General features: G+C 57.4%; 16 protein-coding genes and 1 pseudogene. 9 read left to right on the forward strand and 8 right to left on the reverse strand.

Annotated elements, in window-relative coordinates:
• Nucleotides 1–112: 112 nt before the first annotated feature.
• The 3 genes from ACZYSM_RS10295 (at nt 113) to ppnP (ending at nt 3,041) form a co-directional block, all read left to right on the forward strand.
• A complete protein-coding gene (locus tag ACZYSM_RS10295) occupies nt 113–2,074 on the forward strand; it encodes an acetyl/propionyl/methylcrotonyl-CoA carboxylase subunit alpha (protein ID WP_489071356.1) in 1,962 nt (653 codons plus the stop codon).
• A gap of 71 nt (nt 2,075–2,145) precedes the next feature.
• Nucleotides 2,146–2,688, forward strand: coding sequence for a 3'-5' exonuclease (locus ACZYSM_RS10300; RefSeq protein WP_489071358.1), 543 nt, complete (start codon nt 2,146–2,148; stop codon nt 2,686–2,688).
• Between the two features lie 68 nt (nt 2,689–2,756).
• Nucleotides 2,757–3,041 (forward strand): pyrimidine/purine nucleoside phosphorylase, encoded by a 285-nt coding sequence (gene ppnP / locus ACZYSM_RS10305; protein ID WP_489071360.1) that lies wholly within the window; start codon nt 2,757–2,759, stop codon nt 3,039–3,041.
• A gap of 85 nt (nt 3,042–3,126) precedes the next feature.
• Here the strand turns inward: ppnP and ACZYSM_RS10310 are convergent, their stop codons facing one another.
• Together ACZYSM_RS10310 and ACZYSM_RS10315 are read right to left on the reverse strand one after the other, a co-directional pair.
• The gene (locus tag ACZYSM_RS10310) at nt 3,127–3,933 is read right to left on the reverse strand and encodes an MOSC domain-containing protein (protein WP_489071362.1); all 807 of its coding nucleotides are present in this window, start codon (nt 3,931–3,933) and stop codon (nt 3,127–3,129) included.
• Between the two features lie 189 nt (nt 3,934–4,122).
• Nucleotides 4,123–5,058 (reverse strand): chemotaxis protein CheV, encoded by a 936-nt coding sequence (locus ACZYSM_RS10315; RefSeq protein ID WP_489071365.1) that lies wholly within the window; start codon nt 5,056–5,058, stop codon nt 4,123–4,125.
• 563 nt (nt 5,059–5,621) lie between these two features.
• Between ACZYSM_RS10315 and ACZYSM_RS10320 the strand changes: the two genes are divergently transcribed.
• The 3 genes from ACZYSM_RS10320 to ACZYSM_RS10330 all read left to right on the forward strand — a co-directional run bounded on the left by ACZYSM_RS10320 (nt 5,622) and on the right by ACZYSM_RS10330 (nt 8,082).
• Nucleotides 5,622–6,092 (forward strand): hypothetical protein, encoded by a 471-nt coding sequence (locus tag ACZYSM_RS10320; RefSeq protein ID WP_489071367.1) that lies wholly within the window; start codon nt 5,622–5,624, stop codon nt 6,090–6,092.
• A gap of 446 nt (nt 6,093–6,538) precedes the next feature.
• The gene (locus ACZYSM_RS10325; RefSeq protein WP_489071369.1) at nt 6,539–7,432 is read left to right on the forward strand and encodes a sensor histidine kinase; all 894 of its coding nucleotides are present in this window, start codon (nt 6,539–6,541) and stop codon (nt 7,430–7,432) included.
• Nucleotides 7,429–8,082 (forward strand): response regulator, encoded by a 654-nt coding sequence (locus ACZYSM_RS10330; protein ID WP_489071371.1) that lies wholly within the window; start codon nt 7,429–7,431, stop codon nt 8,080–8,082. The genes ACZYSM_RS10325 and ACZYSM_RS10330 overlap by 4 nt, the downstream gene beginning before the upstream one ends.
• Here the strand turns inward: ACZYSM_RS10330 and ACZYSM_RS10335 are convergent.
• From ACZYSM_RS10335 to moaB, 3 genes and pseudogenes are all read right to left on the reverse strand, one after another.
• Nucleotides 8,079–8,363: pseudogene (locus tag ACZYSM_RS10335) on the reverse strand (lipid kinase YegS); the annotation flags it as partial. The gene ACZYSM_RS10330 and the pseudogene ACZYSM_RS10335 sit on opposite strands and share 4 nt — an antisense overlap.
• A gap of 570 nt (nt 8,364–8,933) precedes the next feature.
• The gene (locus ACZYSM_RS10340; RefSeq protein ID WP_489071458.1) at nt 8,934–10,121 is read right to left on the reverse strand and encodes a molybdopterin molybdotransferase MoeA; all 1,188 of its coding nucleotides are present in this window, start codon (nt 10,119–10,121) and stop codon (nt 8,934–8,936) included.
• 22 nt (nt 10,122–10,143) lie between these two features.
• The gene (gene moaB / locus ACZYSM_RS10345; protein WP_489071459.1) at nt 10,144–10,683 is read right to left on the reverse strand and encodes a molybdenum cofactor biosynthesis protein B; all 540 of its coding nucleotides are present in this window, start codon (nt 10,681–10,683) and stop codon (nt 10,144–10,146) included.
• A gap of 79 nt (nt 10,684–10,762) precedes the next feature.
• On the opposite strand from moaB, the gene mobA reads away from it, so the two are divergent.
• Together mobA and ACZYSM_RS10355 are read left to right on the forward strand one after the other, a co-directional pair.
• On the forward strand, nt 10,763–11,365 hold the full coding sequence (gene mobA / locus ACZYSM_RS10350) for a molybdenum cofactor guanylyltransferase MobA (protein ID WP_489071373.1): 603 nt from the start codon (nt 10,763–10,765) through the stop codon (nt 11,363–11,365).
• Between the two features lie 76 nt (nt 11,366–11,441).
• Nucleotides 11,442–11,663 carry a YgdI/YgdR family lipoprotein gene (locus tag ACZYSM_RS10355; protein ID WP_489071375.1) on the forward strand — a complete coding sequence of 74 codons (222 nt, stop codon included), beginning with the start codon at nt 11,442–11,444 and terminating at the stop codon, nt 11,661–11,663.
• 115 nt (nt 11,664–11,778) lie between these two features.
• Here the strand turns inward: ACZYSM_RS10355 and ACZYSM_RS10360 are convergent, their stop codons facing one another.
• From ACZYSM_RS10360 to ACZYSM_RS10370, 3 genes are all read right to left on the reverse strand, one after another.
• Nucleotides 11,779–12,669 carry a pseudouridine synthase gene (locus ACZYSM_RS10360; protein WP_489071377.1) on the reverse strand — a complete coding sequence of 297 codons (891 nt, stop codon included), beginning with the start codon at nt 12,667–12,669 and terminating at the stop codon, nt 11,779–11,781.
• Between the two features lie 91 nt (nt 12,670–12,760).
• Nucleotides 12,761–13,081, reverse strand: a complete 321-nt coding sequence (locus ACZYSM_RS10365) for a transcriptional regulator (RefSeq protein ID WP_489071460.1) — start codon at nt 13,079–13,081, stop codon at nt 12,761–12,763.
• A 163-nt stretch (nt 13,082–13,244) separates the two neighbouring features.
• Complete coding sequence (locus ACZYSM_RS10370) at nt 13,245–13,481, reverse strand: glutaredoxin family protein (protein WP_489071379.1); 237 nt, start codon at nt 13,479–13,481, stop codon at nt 13,245–13,247.
• 220 nt (nt 13,482–13,701) lie between these two features.
• Here ACZYSM_RS10370 and ACZYSM_RS10375 point away from each other — a divergent pair, with 220 nt between their 5' ends.
• Nucleotides 13,702–15,657 (forward strand): monovalent cation:proton antiporter-2 (CPA2) family protein, encoded by a 1,956-nt coding sequence (locus ACZYSM_RS10375; protein ID WP_489071381.1) that lies wholly within the window; start codon nt 13,702–13,704, stop codon nt 15,655–15,657.
• Nucleotides 15,658–15,664: the final 7 nt, after the last annotated feature.

Consider the following 15,664-nt stretch of genomic DNA (forward strand, 5'->3'; position numbering starts at 1 on the left):
AGGGGATCTTCAATGTGAACATGATTGGGTGATCACCTCAGATCCAGGGTGGGAGCGAGCCTGCTCGCGATAGGGCCATCACAGACACCGCAAGATACAAGGAAATAACTCGATGCCTGCCTTCAGCAAAATCCTGGTCGCCAACCGCGGTGAAATCGCCTGTCGCATCCAAAGCACGGCCCAGGCGCTGGGTTATCGCACGGTCGCGGTATTCAGTGACGCCGATGCCGACGCACGTCATGTGCAACTGGCCGACGAAGCCGTGAACATCGGCCCAGCACCCGTGCAGCAGTCCTACTTGAACATCGCCGCCATCATCGACGCGGCACAATGCAGTGGCGCTGATGCGATCCATCCCGGTTACGGCTTTCTATCGGAAAACGCCGCATTCGCCACCGCCTGCAAAAGCGCGGGGATCACCTTTATCGGTCCCAGCCCCGAAGCCATCGAACTAATGGGCAGCAAACGGCTGTCGAAAACCGCCATGCTCGCCGCGGGTGTGCCGTGCATCGGCGGCTATCAAGGCACCGAACAGGACGATGCAACCCTGAGCCGCGAGGCCGAGCGCATCGGTTATCCGTTGATGATCAAGGCCAGTGCCGGTGGTGGCGGGCGCGGCATGCGTCTGGTGCACCAGGCCAACGAACTGCTGAAGCAAATCCGTACCGCGCGCTCCGAAGCCTTGCACGCGTTTGGCTGCGACGAACTGATTCTGGAACAGGCACTGATCGAACCGCGACACGTGGAAATTCAGCTGTTCGGCGACCAGCACGGCAACCTTATCTACCTTGGCGAGCGCGATTGCTCGATCCAGCGCCGCCATCAGAAAGTCATCGAGGAAGCGCCCTGCCCGGTGATGACCGCCGAGTTGCGCCAGGCCATGGGTGAAGCGGCACTCAAGGCCGGTCGCACGGTGAACTACGTTGGCGCTGGCACCGTGGAGTTTCTGCTGGATCAGCGCGGGCAGTTTTACTTTCTGGAAATGAACACCCGCTTGCAGGTCGAGCATCCGGTGACTGAGCTGATCACCGGCCTGGACCTGGTGGCCTGGCAACTGCACGTCGCCGCCGGGCTGCCACTGCCGTTGCGCCAAGAGCAGGTCGAACTCAAAGGACATTCCATCGAAGTGCGCCTGTACGCCGAGGACCCGGCAGCGGATTTTCTGCCACAGACCGGTCAGGTCGTGCGCTGGGAACCGGCACTGCAGGACGGCGTACGCATCGACCATGGCCTGCTCGAAGGCCAGTCTGTCAGCCCGTTCTATGACCCGCTGCTCGGCAAAATCATCGCCCATGGTGCCACCCGGGAAGAGGCGCGACGCAAGTTACTGCGAGCGGTCGAGGACAGCGTGTTGCTAGGCCTGCAGAGCAATCAGCGCTTGCTGGCCAATCTGCTTGAACACCCGCAGTTCATCACCGGCGAGTTCAATACGGCGTTCATTGCTCAGCACTTCGCCGACGCCCCCTGCTTGCACCCGCACATGCCAACCTTTGAAGAACTGGCCATCGCCGCCGCGCTGTTCTATCAGCATTCGGCCAGCACTCATTCGGCAGGGCTCGCAGGTTGGCGCAACACCGCGAGTGTGCCGCTGCACTATCGGATCGGTCTGGATGATGTGCAGTGGTCGCTAGAACTAAACGCTTTGGCGTCCGGACAGTTGCAGGTTCAGGTGGCCGGAAAAGCACTCAAACTGAAGCTGCTCGATGGCGACGACCGCTGGGTCAGCCTTGAAATCGATGGCATCCGCCGTCGTTACGCCTATCGGCTCGACGCCGGACAATTGTGGTTGTTCACCCGTCCCGGCAGCCTGCACTTGCGCGATCAAACCCAGGCACTGGTCAGCAGTCAGGTCAGTGTCAGCTCCGGCACCCTGAAAGCGCCAATGGATGGCGCCATTGTCGACGTCCTGGTCAGCGAAGGCAGCCAGGTCAGCAAAGGCCAGCTATTGCTGGTGCTCGAGGCGATGAAGATGGAGCACCCGCTCAAAGCAGGAATCGACGGGGTGATCAAACGAATTCAAGTCAGCCAGGGCGATCAAGTAAAAAATCGACAAATTCTGCTCGAGGTCGAATAAGCAGCTAGGCGGATCCGTCGGGTTTGGCTACGCTCAAGCCCCATCAGGACGCGGATATCAGGAAGCCTGCGATGCCTCACTGGCTGGTAATAGACCTTGAAGCCACAACAGATGAAGGCGGCTGGCCGGTGGCCGAGATGGAAATCATCGAAATCGGCGCCACACTGGTGAACCGCGAAGGCCGTGAGCTGGATAGCTTTCAGCGGTTCGTGCGCCCGTTGCGGCGGCCGCTGCTGACGCCCTTCTGTCGCGAGTTGACGCATATCACCCAGGCTAATATCGACGCTGCGCTGACCTTGCCCGAAGTCTGGCCGCTGTTCGAACGCTGGCTCGGCCAGCATTCATCGCGTCTGGACGGTTGGGCCAGTTGGGGCGATTACGATCGCAAGCAACTGGAACAGGAATGGCAACGCCTGCAGTTGCACAGTGCGCTGAGCCAGGTGCCCCACATAAACCTCAAACAGCGCTTTGCCAAGACCCGTCGACTGGAGCGTCCGTTAGGGCTCAATGGTGCGCTGCAACTGGCCGGGATGCAGTTCAATGGTCAACAGCATCGGGCATTGGAAGATGCGCGTAACACCGCGCGCTTATTACCGCTGATTCTTCCGGTCTAGAGGGGTGACGAGATATTTAGGCTTGTGCATACTGGCGAGCCTTTTTAGCCCTTTTCGAGGAACCGCCCATGTTTAAAGTCAACGAGTACTTCGACGGCACCGTCAAGTCGATTGCCTTCGGAACCACCGAAGGTCCGGCCACCATCGGCGTCATGGCACCGGGCGAATACGAATTCGGCACCAGCCAGCGGGAAATCATGCACGTGGTATCCGGCGCGCTGACCGTCAAACTGCCTGAGAGCAGTGACTGGGAAACCTTCGCCGCTGGCAGCCAGTTCAATGTCCCGGCCAACAGCAAGTTCCAGCTGAAAGTCGCCGTCGACACCGCTTACCTGTGCGAATACCGCGGCTAAAACCGACCTGAAACCCAGGTTTTTGTGGCGAATACAAAAATGCCCGTATCAAGCGATACGGGCATTTTTCATTTAGGGCAGTTCATTATTCGAGAATCGTCACCGGCATACCGACTTCAAGCCGACCATTGCCGTCGTTGACCAGGTTCTGGCCGAACATCGCGCCATCCTCTTGCGCTCGGTATTTTTGAAGCGTGGCCAAGGGTTCACGATCGTCACTACGCTCACCCGTCTTGGGGTCGATGGTGGTCAGGATGCAGCGCGAGCAAGGCTTGACTACACGGAACTCGACGTCGCCGATGCGAATCCGCTTCCAGCCGTCCTCGGCAAAGGCTTCACTGCCTTCGATCACCAGGTTGGGGCGAAAGCGCAGCATCTCCAGCGAACGACCAACGCGGCTCGACAAGTCGTCCAGCGAGGCCTGACCGATCAATAGCAGTGGAAAGCCATCGGCAAACCCCACCCGATCATCGTCCTTGCCGTACCCAGCCTGAGTGGTGCGAGCACGCTCGACCGGCACCTGCACCAGCCGCGTCGGTTTGCCGATGAACTCGGTCAGCCAGGCGCCCGCCTCGTCGCCCGCATCCGGAACCCGCAAAGTGTCGCGCCAGATGGTCACACCGCGCAGCTCAGCTTCGTCGGTGGGCAAAGGGACATTGATGGGCGAACGACCTGGAGCATTGAGAGTCAGACCGCCAGCCGTATTCCACAAGGCCGAGAGCTGGCTCATTTCCGACACCGCACGCTGGGTCAGAAAGCGTCCGCTGGCCTCATCCACCAGCATCCAGCGTCGATCTCCTTCCAGCCCCAGCTTATCCAGGGTGATCTGTTGCAATGGTTCGCCCTTGCCGGACTTGAGTGGGTAACGATAAAGCGCGCTGAGACGCAGCATGAGCCAGCTCCCTGTTGGGCCAAAACGCCACCCTATACGAGCTTGATCGCCGAATCAAAGGCAGGCTGCATGTGCTCTTGTAGGAGCGAGCTTGCTCGCGATGGACTCAAGGGCGGCGCGTTTATTCAGAAAACACGCGTTATCGCTAACGTCCATCGCGAGCAAGCTCGCTCCTACATTTAGGGCTCATCAGGCAGGAACTGAGTCCAGCATCAGGCGCTGGCGGACCACGTCGACCAGTTTGTCCGGCTGGAATTTGGACAGGAAGTTATCGCAGCCGACCTTCTTCACCATCGAATCGTTGAAGCTGCCGGACAACGACGTGTGCAGGACCACATACAAACCGCGCAGGCGTGGATCGTTACGGATTTCAGTGGTCAGACGGTAGCCGTCCATCTCTGGCATTTCCGCATCGGTGAAGACCATCAGCAGCTTGTCAGTCATGACCACACCGGTGTCGGCCCAGGCCTTGAGCATGTTCAGCGCCTTGAGACCGTCGCGGGCGATGTGCATTTTCACCCCAAGCTGGGACAAGGTATCGCGCAACTGGGACAAGGCTACGTTGGAGTCATCGACCAACAACACTTCACGACCGCGGGCGCGTTCCAGCACCGGGTCGTCGAGTTTCTCGCGGGACACCTTGGCGTTGTACGGAACGATTTCGGCCAGTACTTTTTCCACGTCGATGATCTCGACCAATTGATCGTCGACCTTACTAATGGCAGTCAGGTAATGCTGGCGACCGGCGCTGGTCGGCGGTGGCAGAATCGCTTCCCAGTTCATGTTGACGATGCGATCGACGCCTCCCACCAGGAATGCCTGCACCGAACGGTTGTATTCGGTCACGATGATCGTGCTGTTGGGCCCTGGCACCAAAGGTCGCATCCCGATTGCCTGGGACAGGTCAATCACCGGCAGCGTCTGGCCCCGCAGATTGACCACTCCGCAGACAAACGGATGGCGCTGAGGCATCAACGTCAACTTGGGCAACTGCAACACTTCCTGCACCTTGAAGACGTTGATCGCAAAAAGCTGCCGACCGGCCAGGCGGAACATGAGAATTTCCAGGCGATTCTCACCCACCAGCTGCGTGCGTTGATCTACCGTGTCGAGAATGCCAGCCATTAATGACTCCTGGGCGTGTTCTGATGAATTCACTCATGAAAGTTATCGGCTGATTTCGCCGGACCTTGACCCTCAAACAAAATGCCATGTAAGTGCATTGATGTCACATTAACATCATGCTTTACTGGCCTCGCCATTCAATCCGCTGCATCCCCCCATCGCGCGACCTCAGTTTCTGCGCAAGGTTCCCTAATCTAGGGGAATCCCCTACCGGCAATCAGGTCCGACCTGATATTCGCGATATCTAATAGCCATTAATGTGACGCCATTCTCACTGCATGAATGGAGTCAGGCATTTGCTCGTAATCGCAGGTCCGTAGTTAGGCGCCCTCTCGAGTTTCCCGAGCCTCTGCCCTCAGAGTCCTGCACCTGGCTATCTTCGACCCGTTCAACACTGCCCGTCCTGCTTCGCGTAGTGATGCAGCGAGAATAAACAGAGTGTTTATTTCAGGTCATCAACAATCAGAAACAGACTACAGACGCCTACTACAAATCGGCATTAACTTACGGTCGTTCGCCACACGCGAAAATCCCCCACCTGACACGATGTTGTGGAGAAAGGCATGCTGAACGACGGAAAAGAGTGGTATCAGCGACTTCCCGAGTTTCTCCTTGAAGCCGAGACGCTACTGGCCAAGTCAGAGGAATGCCTGAGTCATTTGCAGTTGATCAGAAATGACAAGGACGCCATTGATTGCATATTGAATACCCTGCTCAAGCTTGCCAACAAGGCTGATGCACTGGCGATTCAGGCGGTATCCGAATTCTCGCGGCGCATTCACGGTTTGCTGAGCCTCGCGCAAAACCATATGGACCTGCATGATCCGGCCCTGGATGCCCTGAAAGACTGCCTCACCTTGATGGCCTGGCAACTCGAACTCATCGATATTAATACCGGCACGCTCAGCCTGGATGACAGCGAACAAGTCTCTCTGATCAATGCATTTGCCTTCCAGGTAGGTCTGAGTCACTCTCCTGCGCCATACACCCCCAAGCCGCTTAAGCTGGTTTCTCTCGCAGATAGCCAGGTGTGACTGCGTAAAAGATCCTGATATTTATTGCCGAAGGATCGCTCTACAACTTGAGCATTACCCGACAATGTCGCCATTGAATACTTCACATCCAATACCGACAAATACAACTTCCTGGCTACTCACTTTCTCATGCCGCGGCTTTAGTAAATACCCACCAAAAGTGGGTACCCGTGTCCAAAAAACCTTAAATTCCTGACGCTTTTGACCCATATCCAGAACGCGACCAACGGTATCTTAGGTGGTATTATGCCGACCATTAGTTGACGTTTAATAACACCGCGGCTCCAGATTGGCTCCAGATCCGGAGTCAGTACAAGGCTCGTTTCAGACGAACAGATTGCGCTCATTTGAAGCTAACTATTCAAACAGCACCCTTTTCCAGACAGGGGCCCGTCAGCCGCCAGGACCGGTCTAACCGCAGCGAACATTTATTGGCTCCATCCGCTATGTACGCTAGCCTCAAGTCATTCATCGCTTGGCCATCCACCCGAAAAAACGCGCACCAGTTCAGCCTGTTGCTGTGTATCTGCTCGGCCCTCGGCAGTCTGCTGATCTACTGCCAATCCAGTACATTGCCCTTGAGTCTGCTGGCGCTGAATCTGGCCGCATTGACCAGCGTCTGGGTCCAACATCGTCACTCGCTAAAATCGATCAAATTTCAGCCCCAGGAACTGGCCGACCGTCTGTTGGAAGTTCAGGAAAACGAACGTCATCGGCTCAGTCGCGAGCTGCATGACGACATCGGCCAATTGCTGACCGCGGCAAAACTGCAAAGTGAATGGCTAAAGCGTCGCCTGCCCGAAGACCTGCAAAGCCAATGCTCGGTACTCTGCGACACACTGGAAGAAACCCTGACAAAAGTCCGCGACGTATCGGCCATTCTCAACCCCAGGCAGTTGGCCAGCCTTGGGCTGGAAGCCAGTTTGCGCGCGCATTTGCTCAAGACCCTGGCCAATACTCCGGTGCACTGGAGCCTGGAATGCCAGCAACGCTTGACCGGCATCCCGGAAGAGATGGCGGTTGCGGCCTTTCGGATCACTCAGGAAGCCATCACTAATATGCTGCGCCATGCCCAGGCAACGAATCTGCTGATCCGCCTGCAACGTCTGCCTCAGGGCCTGGCACTGTTCATCAGCGATGACGGCCAGGGCTTTTCTCCGGCCCTGAATCCAGGTCAGGAAGGCCAACGTGGAATGGCGGGCATGTCAGAGCGGATTGATCAACTGGGCGGCACCTTGACCGTCACCAGCGAGCCCGACAAAGGCACTCAGATCGAAGCATTGTTTCCCTGGGCGCCCCGCGCCCTCGAACGAGCCAATACCCATAAGGTTTTACATTGACCTGTAATTTACTTCTGGTGGATGACCACTCGCTCATCAGGGCTGGCGTGCGCGCACTGGTCCTGGACATTCCCGGCTACGAGGTGATCGGTGAAGCCAACGATGGCGCACAGCTGCTCGAGATGGTTGAGAAGCTGTGCCCGGACATCATTCTTCTGGACATTTCCATGAAGGACACCGGCGGCCTCGAGGCATTGCAGAGACTCAAAGCGGTACGTCCGCAGAGCAAGGTGCTAATTCTATCCATGCACACCGACTCCGCACTGATCATGCAGGCATTGGAGTCAGGCGCTCACGGCTACCTGCTGAAGGACACCACAGCCAACGAACTCGAACATGCACTTGAGGCGTTGCGCAATAACGAACGCTACCTGAGCCCGGCCATCGCCCATACGGTAATCACCCAGGCGCTAACCCGCGTCCAGAAAAACCAGCCGAAACCCGCGCACACCCTGACTGCACGCCAGCTGGAAATCCTACGACTGATCGTGCGTGGAAAATCAACCCGGGAAATCGCCAATGGCTTGGGCTTGAGTATCAAGACGGTCGAAACCCATCGCTCGCAGATCATGAAGCGCTTGCAGATTTTCGACGTCGCGGGTCTGGTGCTGTTTGCCGTACGCGAACAGATCATCAGCCTCGATGACTAGCCGGTTCTGGACCCTCCAAGCAGGGGTGAGTCTGGTGCGAGATGCACCCGCAAGGCTGCCGGGCGAACCGAAAAACGAAGGTTGTCGCCTTGCAAGGGCTCGCCATCAAGGTTGATGAAGAGGCCTTCCGAGACCTTGATTTCGACCCATGGCAGACGCTCCCGAACGAACATGTTGTCGATACCCAAACCACCGGCCAGCAGATCCCTCAGGGTGCTCACCACTTCTTGTGGGGCCGGCAGAATGCTGATATCGAGCAAACCGTCATCGTCCATCACTCCAGTCATTGGAAGGGCATTGAAGGATATTGCCCCCCGCGGCGCGAAAAAAACCGACACCCGCCGAATCAATTCGAAATCGATAGGCCTCGGTCCACGGTCGTCAGTGGCTGCGGTGAAACGCTATTCGTGATTACACGACCCACTTGCCAGTAATTTTTCTGACTGCACATAGCGAATCGGCTTAATTGACCTCAGAGAGGCAATGGGAGAACGTTTGTGAACCATTGTTTTCGAGCGAAGACGCCTCACACAGGGAAGTGCATTGACATGAGCAATGAGAAATTTTTCAAGAGGGTAGGTCCAGCGATCAATCAGTTGGAAAGGAGCACCTTACTGGTCCATGTGCCCCCCCGCTGCAGGAGCCTCGATAAAACTCCCGACAACCTCAACTCCATCAAGAGCAAACTCGCCTGCTCAGCGGGAGCAGCCGCGGTGCTGGCGCTGATTACTCTCCTGGCCTGGGTTTCCAGCAGTCGCTTCGGTCAACTTCTGCTAGTACTTATCCATTAACCAGCTCCCGGCGACTGCACCCGGCCATATTCTGGCCGGGCTCGATTGAGCCGCCAAAGCTCAGCCCAACACTTCACTCAGCGGAATGAAGTTCACCCAATCGCCCTCAACCAGCGTGCGATCCTCCAGCACTTCAACCAAACCCTCGGCCCAGGCCGCACTGCGTAATACCCCCGAGCTTTGATTTTTATAGATGATTGCTCGTCCTTGCTCCAGGCGCCCTCGCAGGTACTCCCGACGGTTGCCCGGCTTGGGCCAGACAAACCCTGCTGGCACCTGAAACTGCAACGGCTGCACCTCCACCACGCCCTGTCGTCGCAACAGATAAGGTCGGGCCAACAAGGCAAACGTCACCAGGGTCGATGCAGGATTTCCCGGCAAGCCGATTACCGGCACGCCTCGGAAGTGTCCACACGTCAGCGGTTTGCCAGGCTTGATAGCAAGCTTCCACAACGCAAGCTCACCGTCTTCACGCAATGCGATGCCGAGAAAATCCGCTTCTCCCACCGACACGCCACCCGTAGAGAGGATCAGGTCCACATCCGCCAATTCAGCGAGTCGGTTACGGGTAGTCGGCAGATCATCGGGCAAGATCCCCGCGTCAACCACTTCACAGCCCAGACGCTGCAGCCAGCTGCACAGCAACACGCGATTACTGTTGTAGATCTGCCCCGGCCCAAGCGGCTGTCCCGGCTCGATCAATTCATCGCCGGTGGACAGCACTGCCACCCGCACCCGGCGAATCACCTTCAGTTGCGCGCAACCTAGAGAAGCAGCCAAACCCTGCTCAATAGGCCCCAAGCGAGTACCCGCCGACAAAACCAGTTCACCGACGGTGGTTTCCTGGCCTTGTGGCCGAATATTCTGCCCAGCGTGCAGCATCTCGCTAAAGCGCACTCGCCCATCGGCCAGTACTTCAGCATTTTCCTGCATCTCGACGCAATCGGCGCCTGCCGGCACAGGAGCACCCGTGAAGATCCTCGCACAGGTACCAGGCGCCAACGGCTCCGGTGCCTGGCCTGCGAATATCCGCTGGCTGACCACAAGAGCTTCGCCGTTCCAGTCGGCAACGCGCAAAGCGTAGCCATCCATCGCGCTGTTAGGCCAAGGCGGGAGATCCAGAGTCGAAATCAAATCGTCAGCCAATACCCGACCTTGAACCGCCGCCAACGGCAGCCGCTCGCACTCACGAATCGGCGAAGCCTCAGCCATTGCCAGCAAGCGGGCCAACGCGACTTCGACCGGCATCAAGACTCCGGTCTTGCCCGGCTTATCCACGGGATTCACAGGGTGCGGCCTGTTTCAGATGGGGGACGAAATTACACGGTCGGTGCCGCGAATCCAGTTGCTCTGCGAGGATCCCGTCCCACCCGGTGCGAACTGCATTGGTCGAGCCTGGCAGGCAGCACACCAACGTGCCATTGGCCAATCCGGCCAAGGCCCGCGACTGCACCGTTGAAGTGCCAATGTCCGCAACCGAAATCTGCCGGAACAACTCGCCGAAACCATCAACCTGTTTATCGAGCAGGCAACTGACGGCTTCCGGAGTGCTATCGCGGCCAGTAAACCCGGTGCCGCCGGTGATCAGCACCACCTGAACGACGTCTTCGGCTATCCAGGTCGCGACTTGCGCACGGATTTTGTAGAGATCATCTTTAAGCAGAACCCGCGCGGCCAGGTTATGGCCGGCGGCGCTCAGACGGTCGACGAAGACCTGTCCGGAAGTATCGGTTTCCAGGGTGCGGGTGTCGCTGACAGTCAACACCGCAATGTTCAACGGTGCAAAAGGTACATCAGCCTTGGCTTTCATAGGCTCGATCCAGTTGTAGGAGAAACAGCCCGGTGTTATATCACAGCGTTCCATTTCGCTGCCCCTGCGGAGACGCTTCATGAATTCGAACACTCACCTGCCGCCATGCTCCATTCTGCTCCTGGCGGGCGGGCGTGGCCAACGCATGGGCGGTCAGGACAAGGGTCTGCTGGAGTGGCAGGGCCAGCCGTTGATTGCTCATCTGCACCGCAAGACTCGCGGGCTGAGCGACGACCTGATCATCTCCTGCAACCGCAACCAGGACAAATACGCGCCGTTTGCCGACCAATTGGTCCAGGACGACAACGACGAGTTCCCTGGCCCACTGGCCGGCATTCGCGCAGGGCTGGCGGTAGCCCGACATAATCATTTGCTGGTATTGCCCTGCGACGTACCGCAAATCGATGCCAATCTGCTTAACTCAATGCGAGAAGCCGCTAGTCAGCATCCGGACAAACCGTTAATGCTGCGCCATGGGGAACACTGGGAACCACTGCTGTGCATTATCCCGACGGCGCTCGCAGCTGCTTTCGAACGCGCGTGGGATGAAGGTGAACGCAGCCCGGGTAGACTCATGCGCACGCTGGGTGCCACTGCCTTGCAGTGCGCCGAAAACGATCACCGCCTGGCCAACTTGAATACGCCTGAACTGCTACTCCAGCACAACAGCGTTTCAGAATGAAACTAGCCAAGGAACTTGAGCTCGTTGTATACGTCTCAAGATCAATAATCAAAAGTACTCATTTCGGAGACACAAAATGACTCAACGGACCCTCGCCAGCCTGATGCTTGCACTAGGCCTCGCCACGCTCGCCGGTTGCGCGTCGCCTACGGTGATTACTCTGAATGACGGTCGCGAAATCCAGGCCGTCGACTCGCCTAGATTCGATAAAGATTCGGGTTTCTACGAATTCGAACAGCTGGACGGTAAACACACCCGGATCAACAAAGATCAGGTTCGTACCGTTAAAGAGCTGTAAGCCCAGCGCCGACAGTCCGATACAGATCAAACCCGCCTTGTGCGGGTTTTATCGTTTTTGCGGAGTAAAAATATCGATCAGTGCCTGAAAAACCTGGCGTAGCTATTTCCAGAAATCACCATTGCAAGGTGATTTCGCTTTCGAATTGACGCGCAAGCCCCGTCAATGGGTCGATAAAGCGCAAACCTTGAGCCAGCAGCTTCAGCGGGTTGGCATAGTCATCTTCGACATCCTTGAGGACATCGGGATAGAACGGGTCATTGCAAATACCCGCCCCCAATGCACTCATGTGCACCCGCAACTGGTGTTTTTTGCCGGTAACGGGAGACAACGCATAGCGCCAAAGCTCACCGTTTTTCTCGCTGACTGCGACAGCCGTCTCGGTGTTGCTGCCCCCCGGACCTTCCTGCATGCGGAAGAAGGGCTCGCCATCGACCAATCGGCTTTTGTGGACCAATGGGAATGACAAACCTGGCAAAGCTCGGGCAATCGCCTCGTAGCGTTTCTCGATTTTTCGGGTGGGAAACAACAACTGATAAGCCGAACGGCTCTCGGGATTGGCCGAAAACAACACAAGCCCCGCCGTATGCCGGTCTATTCGATGCAACGGCACCAAGTGCGGGTTATCCAGGCGACGGATCAGACGTCGCAACAACGTCTGTTCGACATACTCACCCGCCGGGGTGACTGGTAGAAAGTGCGGTTTATCCGCCACCACCAGATGTTCATCGGCATAGAGAATCGACTCCAGCACCGGAATCGGCTTTTCGTCAGGCACCTCACGAAAGTAATGTATCCGCAGGCCTTCCCTATAAGGCAAACCAACGGCAATCGCCACACCACTCCCGTCCAGAACACGTCCACGAGCGATCCGGTCCAGCCATTGCTCGCGGCTGATGGCGCGAAAGTGTTCACACAGGCAATCGAGCACGGTCGGCCATGAGCCCGGAGGCAGATACAACGTGCTCGCTTGATTCTGTGCAGCGCTAAAAGATGACGTAGACATACAGGGCTCTGGCCATTAGTGCAGGCCGGCATTATCCAGCATGGGCGCAGGCGAACCTAGGAGAGATTGCGCCACAGACAACTCACGGCCTTCAGGCATGGGTCATCTCAGGCTGCGCTGCTGCTTCGGTAAACTCTTTAAGCCAGCGCAGTACATCAACGGCCTCCCAGCGTCCTGGATCATAAAGCGCATACAGCAAGCCCTGATAACCCACGACATCCAGTTGTCGGTGATAACCGGCACGCTGAAACAAGGCCTCGATTTCAGCGAAGCAGGTATTGAAATGCAGCTTGTTGAAGGGTGTTTTTCCTTCCGTGACCAGACCATCCAGACGCAATTCGAGCACGGCCTCGCGGACGACGTCAGCGGACATCCGGTTCACGCTGCTCTTCAATTGCTCGACATTGACCATGGTATATCCCTCCATATTCTTGATTCGCCAAGTGATAGACATGGCAAAACACTCGACAGCTGTATATGCATACAGTAACCGAATATTGCGTCTCTCGCCAACGGATTACAGAGGGATCGACAGGCGGAGAACCTGTCGCTAACGCAGGCCAGGACCCTAGTGATCAACGCAAAAAAGCCACAACCTGCTCGGCGTCGAATGGCCAATCCAGTTCGGCGCCAGTATCCATGCGTCGCAGGACCGGGATACGTAAGCCGTAGTCTTCGACCCATGCTTCGTTTTCCGCAATATCAACCAGCTCCACCAACAGACCGTGCTCGACCAACGGCATCACTTCGGCTTCGGCAAGTTCACAGAGATGGCAACCAAGGGTGCCGAATAGCTGGCATTCAGAAGGCATGAGAAACAGACCAACAAGGAATAGGCGTTCATTCTAGGCCCGACAGGAAAACTCGTCGAGCCAAGGGGGTTTACCTGCCCAGACATAGCCAGCTGCGGTCGACATCAGGCGACTCCACAAAAGAATGACGTAAATCATTCTCCATCAGAACCAACTGCGCGATGCTCGCCGCTTTTTTGCCTCTACGCTCTGTTATCTCAAGCCTTGACCGGAGACTTCTGTGTTTGCAAATCTGTTGATCATCCTCGCCTCATCACTGGTGGTGATTGCGCTGTTCCGGCGCCTGCAACTACCACCGGTTTTGGGCTACCTGTGTGTGGGCCTGTTGGTGGGGCCAACGGCATTCGACTGGGTGAATGACAGCGAAGAGTTACCGGATCTGGCCGAGCTGGGCGTGGTCTTCCTGCTATTTTCCCTGGGACTTGAGTTCTCCCTGTCGAAAATGCTCGCGTTGCGCCGTGTGGTATTCGGCTTGGGCAGCCTTCAGGTACTGGTTTCAGGTGCACTGCTGGGAGGCGTGTTATTGCTGTTTGGCGTAGCGACTACCTCAGCCTTGTTACTCGGGGCCGGTCTGGCGTTGTCCTCGACCGCCATTGTCAGTAAAGAGTTGACCAGCCTGGGAGAGATCTTCAGCAGCCACGGCCAGAATGCAATCGGTGTGTTGTTGTTCCAGGATATGGTCGCGGTGCTCTTGCTGACGCTGGTCCCAGTGTTTGCCGGCAGCAGTGACCAGGCCTGGTATTGGGCGCTACCGATCACGCTGGGCAAAACCGTCGTACTGTTTGTCGGCCTGCTGTTGGCCAGTCGCTGGTTGCTGCCACGGCTGTTCCATGAGGTCGCCGCGTCCCACTCCGCCGAGTTGTTCGTGCTGCTGGCCTTGGTCATCGTTCTGCTGACGGCCTGGCTGACTCACCTGCTTGGCCTCTCCCCTGCCCTCGGCGCCTTTCTAGCCGGCATGCTGCTGGGGGAAAGCCATTATCGGCATCAAATCGAAGCCGATATCCGGCCATTCCGCGATATTTTGTTGGGGCTGTTCTTCGTCAGTATCGGCATGTTGATCGACCTGCAATTATTCGCCAACCACGGTGTACTCATCCTGGGGCTGACGCTGGCACTGTTGCTGATCAAAGGTGGGGTGGTGGCGACTCTGGTCAAGTGGCGTGGCAGTGACGGCGAAACAGCCTGGCGCAGCGGACTCGCACTGGCTCAAGGAGGCGAGTTCTGCTTCGCGCTAATAGCGCAGATGCAACAGGGCCAGCTGATGCCCGCCGACATCAGCAGCCTTCTGCTGGCGACAACCTTCTGTTCGATGCTATTGACGCCGCTGCTGTTGCGCGCGGCCCCAGGTATCGCCTCCCGCTTGCATCGCAAGCCCAATGAGGAGGCGAAACTGGAAGAAATTACCGGGCTGAATGCAGAGTTGCACGGGCATGTGGTGATCTGTGGTTATGGTCGTGTGGGCCAGTCCATCGGCCGCTTCCTGCGTCGCGAACAACAGCGATTCATCGCGCTCGATGACGATCCGGTGCGCGTCCAGGAAGCCGCGGCCGGCGAAAGCTGCGTGCACTACGGTGACTCACGTCGCGGCGAGCTACTCGCCGCCGTCGGACTCGAACGGGCACGGTTGCTGGTGATTGCCGTGGACAAGACCGACATCGCCTTGATCGTGCTCAAGGAAGCCCGCCGAATCAACGCTGACGTGCCGATTCTGGTTCGGACCCGGGATGACAGCCAATTGGCAGAATTGAAAGCCGCGGGTGCCAACGAGGTCGTTCCAGAACTGCTTGAGTCAAGCCTGATGCTGGCCTCTCATGCGCTGATCATGCTCGGACTGCCCGAACAACAGGTCCAGGCCAAAGTCGACGAAGTCCGGCACAACCGCTATCGCCTGCTGCATGGTTTTTATCACGGTGCGCAGAGCAACCTGTTGGACAATCGGGGGCAGCCCAAAGTGTTGCTGCATGCAGTCAATCTCGGCGCCGACGCCCATGCCTGCGGCTTGCCTCTGAACGACCTGGCTCTGGAGCACCTGGGTGTAAACGTTCAGGCCGTGCAGCGCGGTGGCAACGAACTGACGGTGGATGGCGCCACCCACCTGCAGGCAGGTGACACGGTACTGATGTCCGGTACGTTGTCAGCCATTGAAGCCTGCGAAGCGCGATTGTTGGGCGGGTAATAAAGCG

Source organism: Pseudomonas sp. F220, assembly GCF_057813935.1.